The 13,450-nt window shown below is 35.6% G+C and carries 10 protein-coding genes and 1 tRNA gene; 5 read left to right on the plus strand and 6 right to left on the minus strand.

Features of this window, described 5'->3' with window-relative positions; genetic code table 11:
* Positions 1-83: 83 nt before the first annotated feature.
* The 3 genes from ACNRYB_RS09450 to ACNRYB_RS09460 all read right to left on the minus strand — a co-directional run bounded on the left by ACNRYB_RS09450 (position 84) and on the right by ACNRYB_RS09460 (position 1,688).
* Positions 84-710 (minus strand): hypothetical protein, encoded by a 627-nt coding sequence (locus ACNRYB_RS09450; RefSeq protein ID WP_473729905.1) that lies wholly within the window; start codon positions 708-710, stop codon positions 84-86.
* Between the two features lie 64 nt (positions 711-774).
* Complete coding sequence (locus tag ACNRYB_RS09455; RefSeq protein WP_473729906.1) at positions 775-1,308, minus strand: relaxase/mobilization nuclease domain-containing protein; 534 nt, start codon at positions 1,306-1,308, stop codon at positions 775-777.
* Entirely contained in the window at positions 1,296-1,688 is a 393-nt protein-coding gene (locus ACNRYB_RS09460) for a plasmid mobilization protein (RefSeq protein ID WP_473729907.1), read from the minus strand. The genes ACNRYB_RS09455 and ACNRYB_RS09460 overlap by 13 nt, the downstream gene beginning before the upstream one ends.
* A 706-nt stretch (positions 1,689-2,394) precedes the next feature.
* Between ACNRYB_RS09460 and ACNRYB_RS09465 the strand changes: the two genes are divergently transcribed.
* Both ACNRYB_RS09465 and ACNRYB_RS09470 read left to right on the plus strand, forming a co-directional pair.
* Positions 2,395-2,664: a hypothetical protein gene (locus ACNRYB_RS09465; RefSeq protein WP_473729908.1), complete on the plus strand. Its 270-nt coding sequence runs from the start codon at positions 2,395-2,397 to the stop codon at positions 2,662-2,664.
* Between the two features lie 3 nt (positions 2,665-2,667).
* Complete coding sequence (locus ACNRYB_RS09470; RefSeq protein ID WP_473730240.1) at positions 2,668-4,317, plus strand: recombinase family protein; 1,650 nt, start codon at positions 2,668-2,670, stop codon at positions 4,315-4,317.
* Here ACNRYB_RS09470 and ACNRYB_RS09475 read toward each other — a convergent pair.
* Positions 4,277-4,349 (minus strand) — tRNA-Met (locus ACNRYB_RS09475). The genes ACNRYB_RS09470 and ACNRYB_RS09475 overlap by 41 nt on opposite strands.
* Positions 4,350-4,466: 117 nt before the next feature.
* On the opposite strand from ACNRYB_RS09475, the gene era reads away from it, so the two are divergent.
* The 3 genes from era (at position 4,467) to ACNRYB_RS09490 (ending at position 9,895) form a co-directional block, all read left to right on the plus strand.
* Entirely contained in the window at positions 4,467-5,348 is an 882-nt protein-coding gene (gene era / locus ACNRYB_RS09480; RefSeq protein ID WP_111377359.1) for a GTPase Era, read from the plus strand.
* A gap of 323 nt (positions 5,349-5,671) precedes the next feature.
* A complete protein-coding gene (gene der / locus ACNRYB_RS09485; protein WP_473729909.1) occupies positions 5,672-6,985 on the plus strand; it encodes a ribosome biogenesis GTPase Der in 1,314 nt (437 codons plus the stop codon).
* A gap of 156 nt (positions 6,986-7,141) precedes the next feature.
* A complete protein-coding gene (locus tag ACNRYB_RS09490) occupies positions 7,142-9,895 on the plus strand; it encodes an outer membrane beta-barrel protein (RefSeq protein ID WP_473729910.1) in 2,754 nt (917 codons plus the stop codon).
* A gap of 96 nt (positions 9,896-9,991) precedes the next feature.
* Here ACNRYB_RS09490 and ACNRYB_RS09495 read toward each other — a convergent pair whose 3' ends face one another.
* On the minus strand, positions 9,992-10,735 hold the full coding sequence (locus ACNRYB_RS09495; RefSeq protein WP_473729911.1) for a DUF2490 domain-containing protein: 744 nt from the start codon (positions 10,733-10,735) through the stop codon (positions 9,992-9,994).
* Positions 10,736-10,880: 145 nt separating this feature from the next.
* Positions 10,881-13,427 (minus strand): TonB-dependent receptor, encoded by a 2,547-nt coding sequence (locus ACNRYB_RS09500; protein WP_473729912.1) that lies wholly within the window; start codon positions 13,425-13,427, stop codon positions 10,881-10,883.
* Positions 13,428-13,450 lie beyond the last annotated feature (23 nt).

The following is a 13,450-nucleotide window of genomic DNA, read 5'->3' on the forward strand; positions in this document are numbered from 1 at the left end:
ATAAAATGTTAATTATTAATTGGATCTGCTAACGAAAATTAGAGACATAAATAAGGGTGCATTTTTGCACCCTTAATCATTTTTTATATCCTATAAAAGAGCTTCTTTTTCTTTTTTTGTTTGAATTGTTTCGAAACATAATCATTTAGTTTTTCTCCCCGAAGCAGTATATCAAGAAGATTTTCTTTTATATAATCTTTTGATTCCAGATTTTGAAAGTTCTCTGAACTAGTTGAAGTCGAGTTTTGGTGTTTTCTTTCAAATGCCAGAATGTTGATGGCACAGCTTTCCTGAATTCCTTTTGCAGTGAATTCTTTTCCCAGACTGCTTCCATTGAAAACGGATCTGGTCTTATGGTCGACGTAAGTTATTCCGTAAAGCTGTCCTTCACTGCTTTTTCTTAGTATCATATTAATGCTTTCTTGTTCCAATATCTTGGATAATTTTTCGGGAGAAAATATGTTTTCACGAAGGAAAGCCAGTTTTATGGCATTTTTTACATATTTTTTACAAGACTCTTTCTCTGCGTTATTGGTTTTAAATTTTCCTTCCAGAAATTTTAAGGTAGGTCTGCTGTAGAATTCGCTGGCTTTTATCGGCACTCCGATCGGTTTCGAATTCTGGTCAAGTATTTTGTAAAGCAGACCATTATTTTTAAAAACTCTAGATTCCTCAGTTCCTCTGTCCGCATGGATATTGTAGAGGTTCAAAACGGCATTGAGTTCAGGCAGGCTTGAATATTTATAGTCAAATATAACCTTGTTTAAAACTGAATTAATAGCCTTTCTGGACTCTGCCTATATCTATCGGATTTAACGAAAATTGTTCTTTCTGTTTTCTTCCTTCAGCTTTTACAAGTCCGAACATTTCTTCAATTTCTTTTCTGGCAGGTTCTGATTTTCTCACTCCCAGTAAATGAAGATCGATTCTTTTTCCGTCTCTCTGAATGTTGTTTGTCACGATGTGGCAGTGGGGATGACCCGCATCATAATGCTGGTATACCAGATAAGGCTGTCTGCCGAAACCCAGTTTTTCCATATAAGTGTCTGCAATTTCAGCCAGTTTTTCTTTCGAATGATTCTCCGAAGGATCAAAGTTGAGTGAGATATGCACCGAATTCCGCTTCGCATTGGTATTGAGTTCTGCCAGTTTTAGAAAGCGGTTTAATTTTGAAGTGAAACTCAGTTTTTCCAGCTCCAACGGATAATTCACAGCACTTATGCATTCCGCTTTTCCAATCTCAACTTTATTTTCGTTGTAATTCAGAATGCCTCTTATGGACGAGCTTGTTTTTATCACTGCAACCATTTTTCTGCTATTTTCTGGGTGTGGCCTGAGACCTCTTCCATTTTATCAAAAAGCCTTTTTCTCTGGATTTCGAACAGATAAAGATGCCCTTTGAAATCGGGAATCGTTTTGAGCGTGTTTATCTTTCTGGCAATCTGATTTATATTATCGCCGATTGCCCGCAATTCGGAAGTAAGTACGGCTGTCTCTTCCATCAGTTCGTCTAAAGACTGGTTTCTGTAGGTGGCGACAATGGGTTTGTTGAATAAGTGGCTTCTGATGTGGTCGCTTAATTTTCGGCAGGTGCTTGCTCTGAATCTCTTTTCTAGTTCGGCATACTCCAAAGGAGTGAATCGCAGTCCCACGATTCGTGTTCTGTTTGAATTTTCTCTTTTCATCATCTTTCATTTTCATTGTTATCAAACTCTTTGCTTTTAAGTTTCTCCACCGCCGAGTTCCGAGGCAATGGGTGGCAAGATAGGCGGTTGTTAAACAACCGTTCATCTTGCTGATTGCAGGAACGTGGCAATCTTTGGAGATTTTTAAAAGCAAGCTTCTAATTTAGAAAAAATATTTGAATGTATCATGTTCAAAATATGTCCATGATGGCTGTAGGATGTGACAATAGATAAAATATTTAAAAAAAGAAAAAGGGAAAAAAGAAAGCAGTCTGAAATTGGACAGTCAGACAGTTGAAGTGCTATAAGTCCCGAAGGGCGGATTTTTTGAGGGACGAGAAAAATACGTTATGGGCACTTCTCTGGCTGTGTCCAATACCTTGCTTTTCTTTTTTCTTTTGGCTTATTTATAATATGAAGCAGTTAAATTATTTGTATTATTGACACTGCTTAAAAGTTTTATGGACATATTATGTCCATGAGATTGACGCAAAAGCGATTTATCTTTGTGAAAACATGAAAATGGATTGAGTGATGATAGGTAAATTTTACTTATGAACCTCAATGAATTAGGTTTTATATTTGTAGTATCCCCACCAGATTTTGATCAGGGTAAAATGAAAAAAGTGTTTTAACTTTATAGCGGATAGTGATTGTGGAACAAAAAAGACCGAGGCTCGGTCTTTTTTTAATGAAGAGGAATTGTATAATGGAAAACAGAGCAACGGATGAGAGGAGAAGAATCACCCGAGGGAAAACTTTTGTGAATTTACAAATTGAAAAACAAGGAGTTAGATTCTGTGAAGGAGAAAGGGGTATTTGTGATGAAGAAGAAAAAACTAAAACAAATGAAGGGAAATTAACAGTTGAAGAATTAAGAAGATGCAGAGGTTTTGAAGATATTTCAGAATTGGAGGGGAATGAGATAATCGAAAGCTTATTTCAATTGGCAGTGATTGTATATAATTTTAAAATGTAGATTATGGGGATTGAAAGTTTTAAGAAATTTCAGAAGGAGAAATTAGCGCAAAAAGCTGAGGTAAAAGAAATCTGGGGCTACACAAGGGTAAGCTCCAAATTGCAATTAGTAAACAACAGCCTAGAAGAACAGCGCATAGAAATAATACAGTTTGCTTCTAAAAATGGCTATACGCTCAAAAATATGCTTGGAGGGACTTATGAAAGCGCTTCGGGAGATTTTACCAGAAAGGAGTTTACAAGGCTATTGGAAGAGGTCAAAAGCGCAAAACAGAAACCTTTTGCAATCGCCATAAAATTTATCAGCAGGTTTTCCAGAACAGGGGGAAACGCCATTACCATAGTTCATGAACTTGTGGATAAGCTGGGTGTGCATTTAATTGAAACTTCTTCTGGTCTGTGCACCAATGACGAGTACAGCAAACTTGATATTTACAGCAAGCTTTTAGATGCCAGAAGAGAAAACATGGACAGGCTTGAAAAGACAATTCCTGGCATGAAGGCACTGCTGAGAGCGGGAAACTGGCTCGGCAAAGCTCCAAGAGGCTATACAATGAGAGGAAAGAAAGTTGGAGATTATGCTCTAATGCAGGAGAAGCAGTCTATTACAATAAATCTTGAAGGAGAGATTTTAAAGAAGGCTTGGAAATGGAAGCTTGCAGGAGAAAGGGATTTTGTAATCAGGGAGAAATTGGGAAAGCTGAATCTAGATATTACAAAACAGTCACTCGGTTCTATGTGGCGCAATCCTTTTTACTGCGGAATATTGGTAAATGCACTGCTTGAAGAGCCAGTGAAAGGAAACTGGACAGGTCTGGTCAGCGAGGACGATTTTTTGAAAGTTGACAGAATGCTCTCTGAAACCAAAGTGCCAGTTAAAGAATACTCCAAAAGCAGGATCAATGAGTTCAGACCTCTGACAGGATTTTTAAGATGCGAATGCGGAAGCCTTCTGACAAGCTATGTGGTAAGAAAAAAGAATGTGCATTATTACAAATGCCAGAAATGCAGAAATGCAAGTTTCAATGCATTGACCACGCCATATTCAAAAATGGAAGGATTGAATGATTCTTTTGAAAAGCTGTTATCAACATACACGCTAAGTCCTCAATTTGTAGAACCTTTCAAACTTCAGCTGAACAAGCTTTTTGATATCATGGAAAATGAGGGTAGGGAAGAAATGAAAGGTCTGCTTTCGAAGAAAAAAGATTTGGAAGCTAAAATCGAAAATCTGGATAAACGCTATTTTGAAAATCCGAATTTCGGGGATGAAAAATACAATAGATACTCACATCAGTTTGACATGGAATTAAAGGAAATGGAGATTCAGATTATGGCAAACAGCAAAAAAATATCTAACCACGGCAGACATATCGATAAAGTAATAGAGAAAGTTACAAACATCAATAAATGCTGGAAAGAAGGGGATATTGACAGCAAAATAAGAATCCAAAATCTGGTATTTCCAGAGGGATTGTCAATTAGGACTGAAAATCGGGAATATCTAACAGGTAGAGTAAACTCGATTTTTGGTTTAGTCCAAACATTTGCAGGCATTGACAGAGGCAGTAAAAAGCAAAAAACCCATCAAAAATTTGATGGGTCATTCTCTGTAGCGGGAACAGGACTCGAACCTGTGACCTTCGGGTTATGAGCCCGACGAGCTGCCTACTGCTCTATCCCGCGATGTTTCGGGTGCAAAGATACGCCGATTTTTTAGAAATCCAACGAAAACTTAAAAAAATGTTTTATTTTCTGTATTGAGTTGATATGACTACCTTTGCAGAATAAATAAAGCAAAAAATGTCACATAAAGCAGGTTTCGTAAATATTATCGGAAATCCAAATGTTGGAAAATCAACATTGATGAACGCTTTCGTTGGAGAACGATTGTCGATTATTACATCAAAAGCACAAACTACACGTCATAGAATTCTTGGAATTGTAAACGGAGAAGACTTCCAATTGGTTTTGTCTGATACTCCTGGAATCATTAAACCTGCATACGAAATGCAGGAATCGATGATGAACTTTGTAAAATCGGCTTTTGAAGATGCTGACATTTTAATCTACATGGTCGAAATAGGCGAGCAGGATCTTAAAGACGAAGACTTCTTTAAGAAAATTATTCATGCTAAGATTCCGGTTTTATTGCTTTTAAATAAAATTGATAATTCAAACCAAGAACAATTAGAACAGCAAGTTTCTTTCTGGAAAGAAAAAGTGCCAAATGCAGAGATTTTTCCAATTTCAGCTTTGCAGAACTTCAACGTTCCAGAAGTCTTTGGAAGAATTATCGAATTGTTGCCAGAATCACCACCTTATTATCCAAAAGACCAATTAACAGACAAACCAGAACGTTTCTTTGTTAACGAAACCATTCGTGAGAAAATCTTATTGAATTATGCTAAAGAAATTCCATACGCAGTTGAAATCGTAACAGAAGAATTTCATGAAACCGACAATATTATTAGAATCCGTTCGGTAATTATGGTGGAACGCGATACACAAAAAGGAATCATTATTGGACATAAAGGTGCAGCTTTGAAGAAAGTCGGAACCGATGCCCGTGCTGATTTAGAGAAATTCTTCGGAAAACAAATTCACATTGAGCTTTATGTAAAAGTGAACAAAAATTGGAGAAGCAATGCTAATATGTTGAAACGTTTCGGATATAATCAGTAGTTTTTGTTTAATCGGTTAACCGTTGATTTGTTTAATCGTGAAAACAAAAGTTCTTTTGAAAATAGGTGTCCTAGCCCAGATGGGAACGGCATCCTTTTGTGGCGGGGTTCGCCACAAAAGATATAGTGGACAGCTGGATTTAGCTCCTGAAAATTATACAAAAAAACAATAAAAACTTAGGTACTAAGAAACTTAGCGTCTCAGCAACTTTTTTTAACTACCTTTGCAAAAAATTTAAATAAGGCATTTTAGATTACAAGTGATTAGGTTTTTAGGAAGCTAAGAATCTGAAATCTAAAGTCTAAAATCTAAAATTCAATAAAATGAGTAATAACATTGTTGCGATAGTAGGAAGACCTAATGTAGGGAAATCGACCCTTTTTAATAGGCTGATACAAAGAAGAGAAGCTATTGTAGATTCAGTATCTGGGGTTACCCGCGATAGAAACTATGGTAAAAGCGAGTGGAACGGAAAAGAGTTTTCTGTCATTGATACAGGTGGATATGTTCGAGGGTCTGATGACGTTTTCGAAGGTGAAATCCGTAAACAGGTAGAACTTGCTATCGACGAAGCCGATGTTATTATTTTTGTGGTTGATGTTGAAGAAGGAATTACACCAATGGATGAAACCGTTGCAAAATTGCTTCGTAAAGTAACAAAACCAGTTTTATTGGCTGTAAATAAGGTTGATAACGCGATGCGTGAAAAAGACGCTGTAGAGTTTTATAACCTTGGTTTAGGTGACTATTATACTTTTGCAAGTATCTCTGGAAGCGGAACAGGAGATTTATTAGACGCTTTAATTGAAGCGTTCCCTGTAAAACCTGAGCCAGTTACTCCAGAAGTAGAATTGCCTCGTTTTGCAGTTGTAGGACGTCCAAATGCAGGTAAGTCTAGTTTTATCAACGCTTTGATTGGTCAAGACCGTTTTATGGTTACAGATATTGCAGGAACAACTCGTGATGCAATTGATACTAAATTTGACCGTTTTGGTTTTGAATTTAATTTGGTTGATACTGCGGGAATTCGCCGTAAAGCAAAAGTTAAGGAAGATTTAGAGTTTTACTCTGTAATGCGTTCTGTAAGAGCAATTGAGCATGCAGATATTTGTATTTTAGTTATCGATGCAACTCGTGGATTTGAAGGTCAAGATCAGAGTATTTTCTGGCTTGCTGAGAAGAATAGAAAAGGTGTTGTAATTTTGGTAAACAAATGGGATTTGGTAGAAAAAGATACCATGTCTACACGTGATTACGAAGAGAAAATTAAAAAAGAATTGATGCCTTTTACAGATGTGCCAATTTTATTCGTTTCTGCTTTAACAAAACAACGTTTGTTAAAAGCTCTTGAAGCTACAGTTCAAGTTTACGAAAATAGAAAACAGAGAATCCCAACTTCAAAATTCAACGAATATATGTTGAAGGTGATTGAATCTTATCCGCCACCAGCAATGAAAGGGAAGTATGTAAAAATTAAATATTGCATGCAGTTGCCAACTCAAACGCCGCAATTTGTATTTTTTGCCAATTTACCGCAATACGTTAAAGAACCTTATAAGAGATACTTGGAAAATAAAATTCGTGAGAAATGGGATTTCGCAGGAGTTCCGATCGATATTTACATAAGAGAAAAATAAAAAATAGTCCCCTTGAATAGGGGATTTTTTTATGTTTGGTGTCTTGATTATTAAAAGATCGGTTTTTGTATTGGCATCATATTTGGTTAAATGTAAAAAATACAATTAAACCTTTTGCATTTTTTTAAGTCTTACTGATCTAACTAACCCAATTTTATGACCAAGATTTATTCATTTTTATTGTTTTTAGCTTTTGTTTATTCGGCAAATGCCCAAAACAATATCGTTATTAAAGGAACTGTAGTTGATATCAACTCACAGCTTCCGCTAGAACTCGCCACGGTTTATTTTACGACTGTAAAAGATTCAACCATTATTGAATATGCTACGACTGATAAAAATGGAAATTTTATCATCAATACTAAAAAATATGATAAGCCAGTTTTTTTAAAGGTTAATTATACGGGATACCAAACTTATTTTGAAGAACAAAAAGGTCTTACGGAAAGTAAAGATTTTGGTAAACTATACATGCTTGAAAATGCTAACGTTTTAAACGAAGTGATAATCAAGAGCGAAGCACCGCCAATTACCATTAAAAAAGATACTTTAGAGTTTAATGCTGGCTCGTATAAAGTGCGTCCAGATGCAAATGTGGAAACGCTGCTGAAACAGTTGCCAGGTTTTGATGTAGATAATACAGGAAAAATTACGGTAAATGGGCGAGAAGTCAATCAGGTTTTAGTCAACGGAAAAGCATTTTTTGATAAAGATGGAGCTATTGCCATTAAAAACCTTCCAGCCGATATTATTAAAAAAGTTCAAGTTTCTGATTTTAAAACCAAAAAAGAAGAATTGGCCAAACAAGAATCGACTTCAGATTATTCGAGCATAAATATAACAATTGACGAAAAGAAAAATAAGGGATATTTTGGTAAAGTTCTTGGCGGATATGGTTCAGACGAACGCTACGAAAGTAGTTTAATGATGAACTTTTTCAAAAATAAACAAAAAATAAGCGTTTTGGCTTCTTCAAACAATATCAACTCAACAGGATTTTCTATGGATGAGGTTTTTGATAATATGGGAGGCGGACGAAATGCTAAAGGCGGAAGTCAAGGCGCTAGCAGTGGAGGAAAAGGAATTACGCAGTCTACTTTGGCCGGAATTAATTATTCTGATGATTGGACCAAAGATTTGGAGTTTATGAGCAGCTATAATTTTACAAATGCTGTAACTAAAAATGATAGCAAATCGAACCAATTAAGTTTATTGCCAACAGGTAATATTTTGACCGAAGCCGATTCTAAAACTAGAAATGAAAACACTGGAAACAAGGTGAATTTTGAATTGGAATACAAAATCAATCCTTCTATGCAGATTGTTTTTGCTCCTAAATTGAATTTATCCGAATCAAACAGTAGTACTGAATCATCGACTTTTTCTGAAAATGAAAATGGCGATGCATTAAACGAAAGTACAGCCACATCGCACACAGAAAGCTCTAATACAAGTTTTGCAAACAGCATTAATTTCAATAAAACTTTCGAAAAGAAATCACGAAATTTAAGTGTAGTTTTCAATAATAATAACACTAAAAACGATTCGAACGGAATCAACATTTCTGAGACTATTTTTTATCAAGATAATAAGCCAAACGATGAAAGAAATCAGAATGCAAAAAATACATCGAAAAGTGATGCTTATTCGCTTGATTTAGAATATACAGAACCAGTAACAGATTCGTTGAGATTGCGTTTCGGAACTGATTTTGATTGGCAGAGTTCTATGAATGATCAAAAAACATTTAATTTTGATGATGCGTCACAAGAATATTCAGATTTAAACTTATCGCTGACCAATTATACCACATCAAAACAAAACTCAATTACGCCAAAAGTGGGTATTACTTGGCAGAAAAGTAAATTTACGCTTAATGTAAATTCGAGAACATCAATTGTGGAGTTTGATAATCATTCTTTTTATTTAAATCAAGCTACAGATCTGAATAAAAGATATATGTTGCCTTACGGAACAGCTCAGCTTCGTTATAAATTTGACCGTTCTAGAAACTTAACTTTTAAATACGATTATTCAAATGCACTTCCGTCGGCTACGCAATTAATGCCGGTTGCAGATTTAAATAATCCGTTAAATAGTGTCATTGGAAATCCAAATCTTAATCCGATTGAAAAAAGTACTGCGGGTATAGATTTTAAAAACTTTGATTTTAGAACACGTTCTGGCTATAGTTTATTTCTTAAAGGGGATTATTATAGCAATGATATTGTTTCTACTTCGATTTACGATGATAGCGGAAAAAGAAATACGACTTATGTAAATATTTCAGGAACTTATTCGGCTTCGATTGGAGGAAACTGGAATCAGCAGATTAAAAAAGATGCACATACTTTAAGATACGGTTTGCGTTTAAGCGGTAATTATAATTTTGATAAAGGATTCACCAATGCTGTTTTGTATTATGCAAAATCGGTTGTCGTTACGCCAAGTGTTTATGCTTCTTATGATTATGGTGAAGTGCTTTCGATTGCGCCATCTTATAGTTTATCATACAATGAAACGCGATATGAAAACTATTCAAGAGACGCCACTTCAAACGTAATTCACAGAGTTAATTTACAGACAACATCGTATTGGCCAGCAAATTTAATTTTCGGAAATGACTTTGGATATACTTATAATTCGAATATTTCAGACGATTTCAAAAAGGATTTTTTCCTTTGGAATACTAGTTTGTCTTACGGGTTTTTGGATAAAAAACTATATGCAAAAGTAAAAGTATATGATGTTTTAAATCAAAACCAAAGTGCAACAAGAACCATTTCGCCAACTTCGATCCGAGATGAAGAAAATACAGTTTTAAAACGTTACGTAATGTTTTCTTTAGCTTATAAAATTGGAAATTTTGCCGAAAGCAAAAAAGGAGGAAGGAGACAGAGAGGATCTTAGTTTTTAAGGTGCAAAGGTTCAGAGGAACAAAGGTTCAAAGGTTACAAAAAATGCCTATCAAATTATATTTGATAGGCATTTTTTGTAATTCACAACTCATAACTTTTTCCGGTTAATTCTATGATAGACTGTAAACCTGATAATATCACGATCATAGAAATCTACACCGCTGGCGCGTCTTTGAAAGTTTTTTAAATAACCCAATTCTAAACCCAGATTTGGATTGAAATGATAACGTAAAGCAACGTAGAAACGATTTTGATCGAATGTATTTCTGCGATTGTCTTTTCCGAAATTGAATAAAACTTCGTCAGAGATCGTACCCTTTATGCTTCTGCCTTCTTTTTCCCAAAGAGTAAACATGGATTGCAAGCGATATCTGAATCGGAAAGCAAATGAGAATTCATCCAGAAGTCCGTTTTTGTCTGCTTTTTGAATAAATCGCTCTTCTAACTGAAAACGATTATGAAAAGTTATTTTGGAAATATCGTTAATTAAAGTAAGGTCTTGCTGTCCACGATATTCAGGAACGGAATAATCAGGATCAATGTTTGGGTTTTGAGTATTCACACTAAAAAAAGCAAATCCAGCACCAAAATCCATCATTTTAGTTGCTCTGTAACGAGCTTGAGATCTTATAACAAAAAGATTTTCATGGACAGGGTTTACAAAGCTTCGATTATCAAATTCAGAATGCAGAGCCCATTTTTCGGATAATGGGAAAATATTATAGTATCGAATCCAGGTTAAAGTTTGCTGGTCGATATTTCTTTGATTTTGCCCCGTAATGACTTGGCTGGCAAAGATTATGATAAAAAGTAATCTAAAAGATCTGTTCAAAAACTATAAATTCAGGTTGCGAATTTATACAAATGATCTTATTTCTTTCTATTTTAAAATTTGTTTTGAAAGTTTTTTTGTGAAATAAAAAAAGAGACACATTTTAAAATGCATCTCTTTTTAATACTAAAACTAACTAACCATCTTACAGTGCATACTTAAGTGTAATCCCGTAAGTTCTTTGATCACCAAGAACTCCAGCATATTGTCCTGAGTTACCACCTGCAGGCAATAATTGTTCATAGTAATCTTTATTGAATAGGTTTCTTCCCCAAAACTGAATAGACAAACCTTGCGAAGCACGGAAACCTAAACGAGCATTAAAGATAGCATAACCTTGTACTACTAAATATTTTGAAGCCGAAGGGCTTGAAGAAAATTCAGAACGAGCGTATCCGTCAGCCGCAAAGAAGATTTTTCCAGCATTACCAAAGAATCTTGCATTGTCAGAAAGCTCACCTCCAAGCGAACCAGCCCACCTTGAAGCACCTGGCAATTCAGTTCCAGAAACATCTTTGAAGGCAACTGGTGCTCCAGTTTCCTCCAATGGAAGTGGCGCATTCGTAAACTTCACATATTTACCATCTGTATAAGTTGCAGCGCCATTGATAGTTAAGTGTGAGCTGATCACAAAACTTGCATCCAATTCTGCACCTCTTACACGTACTTTATCTGCATTAGCAAGATAACCGCGGTTTACACCCAATTCAGCAGCCTGAACGTTGGTTTGGAAATCTTTGATGTCTGTATTAAAGAACGTTAAGTTGAAGATTGAGTTTTTAAACGGAGATGTTTTTACTCCAACTTCATAATGATATACTTTTTCTGGTTTAACTACTGCAAGATCAGTCATTGGCTGACCTGCTGCATTTGTTGGAAGACCAGCTACGTTAACTCCAACAGGTTTGTAGCTTTTAGCAGCTGTTGCGTAAATATTGATTTTGTCTGATGCTTTGTAAGTAAGCGTGATGTTTCCAGAAAAGTCTGTATTGTCTGTATCTGAATCAAACGCCTGATCTGAATAAACCGATTTTTTCAAGGCTAATAAAGCTGGGTCTGTTGTTTGAAGACCTCCATAAGTTTTACGAGCATAATGAGCGTCTTTTTTATCAAAGTTAAATCTTAAACCTGGTAAAACATGGAAACGTTCTGTAAGTGCCCAATCAATCTGACCAAATACGGCTGCACTAGAAGCTCTAATTCTTGCATCAGTATGAATTCCATATCCTTCAAAAAGACCTGGAGTTTTCCATAGCGGACTAGTTGAGCTTTGAGAGAATCTCCATTGAGCATTTCCTGATTCTTCTGTACCATTTGTTTGAGAAGTCTGATCGATAAAGAATACACCTGCAACACCACTAATTTTTGAAGTTAATTGTCCAGCATAACGAACTTCTTGCGTAACCTGAGTTTGTCTTGTTGGGTTCTGAGATTTTGCCAAAACTTGTAATCCTGTAAAATCCCTGTCGTTTGATGGATCCCAGTTCCAGAAACGCCAAGCTGTTGTAGAAGTAAGTGTTCCGCCTCCAATTTTAGTATCAATGTTTAACGAAACTCCTCCTAAATCTTGTCCAGAACGCCAAGGAGTGTCATGATCTATTTTACGGTCAAAAGCATTTAAACTCGGTAATTGGTAATTTAAATCTTTAATAATAGCATCAAACTGACGGTATGCAGCTCTTTGAGTAGGAGCAACACCAGCAACAACCTGAGCATATCCGTCAGGACGCTGTGTTGTAAGATCTCCTGCAAAAGTAACGTTTGTATTTTCTGTAGGAGTCCATAATAATTGTCCTCTAAAACCTTGATTGTTTAAAGTGTTTGTTGGTCTTCCTGTAACAATGTTGTCAACTAAACCATCACGCTGCGTTCCTGAGAAAGATAAACGACCCGCAACTTTTTTTCCTAATGCTCCTGTGATAGAAGCTTTAGCTTGTAAAAAAGCATAGTTTCCATAACTTACTTCGAAATCTGCGCCTGGTGTAAAACTTGGTTTGCGAGATGTAATATTGAAAGCTCCAGAAGTAGTGTTTTTTCCAAATAATGAACCTTGTGGACCACGTAATACCTCAATTTGCTCCACATCGATAAAATCTAAAGTAGTTGCTGCTGGACGAGCGTAATAAACACCGTCTACGTAGAAACCAACTCCAGGATCGATACCATCATTTGTAAGTCCGAATGGTGAACCTAAACTTCTAATGTTAATTCCAGTATTTCTAGGGTTAGAAGAATATAATTGAACAGAAGGAACCAATTCTTTAATACGGTTAACGTTAAAAGCTCCTGCAGCTTCTGCTTGTTTTCCTGTAACAACAGAAACGGCGATTGGCACATCTTGCACTTTTTCAATTCTTCTTCTTGAAGAAACCACAACCTCAACAAGTTTATTTTCTTCGCTTAGAGTGATTAATAATGGAGAGGCTGGTATAGCTGTAATTTCAAGCTCAGCAGTATTATAGCCAATATATTGAACTAATAATGTAAGCGGTAATTTGCCTTGAGATTCTATTGAAAATCTTCCTTCAGAATCTGTAATTGTGCTAAAAGTAGTTCCTTTAATTACCACATTGGCAGCTTCTAAAGGGATATTTTGATCAGTAGTGACAACCCCTTCAATTTTTTGAGCGAATGAGATTGAGAATGTTAAAACTGCAAGTATTGTAAGTATATTTTTTATAGATGTTTTCATTATTTTATATTAAGTATATATGA

Source organism: Flavobacterium sp. CR10 (assembly GCF_055814415.1).

What these genes read in the sequence shown, in the direction of transcription:
- ACNRYB_RS09455 (WP_473729906.1), bottom strand. Translation starts at nt 1,308, where the DNA reads ATGGTTGCAGTGATAAAAACAAGCTCGTCCATAAGAGGCATTCTGAAT.
- ACNRYB_RS09460 (WP_473729907.1), bottom strand. Translation starts at nt 1,688, where the DNA reads ATGATGAAAAGAGAAAATTCAAACAGAACACGAATCGTGGGACTGCGA.
- ACNRYB_RS09465 (WP_473729908.1), top strand. Translation starts at nt 2,395, where the DNA reads ATGGAAAACAGAGCAACGGATGAGAGGAGAAGAATCACCCGAGGGAAA.
- ACNRYB_RS09470 (WP_473730240.1), top strand. Translation starts at nt 2,668, where the DNA reads ATGGGGATTGAAAGTTTTAAGAAATTTCAGAAGGAGAAATTAGCGCAA.
- era (WP_111377359.1), top strand. Translation starts at nt 4,467, where the DNA reads ATGTCACATAAAGCAGGTTTCGTAAATATTATCGGAAATCCAAATGTT.
- der (WP_473729909.1), top strand. Translation starts at nt 5,672, where the DNA reads ATGAGTAATAACATTGTTGCGATAGTAGGAAGACCTAATGTAGGGAAA.
- ACNRYB_RS09490 (WP_473729910.1), top strand. Translation starts at nt 7,142, where the DNA reads ATGACCAAGATTTATTCATTTTTATTGTTTTTAGCTTTTGTTTATTCG.
- ACNRYB_RS09500 (WP_473729912.1), bottom strand. Translation starts at nt 13,427, where the DNA reads ATGAAAACATCTATAAAAAATATACTTACAATACTTGCAGTTTTAACA.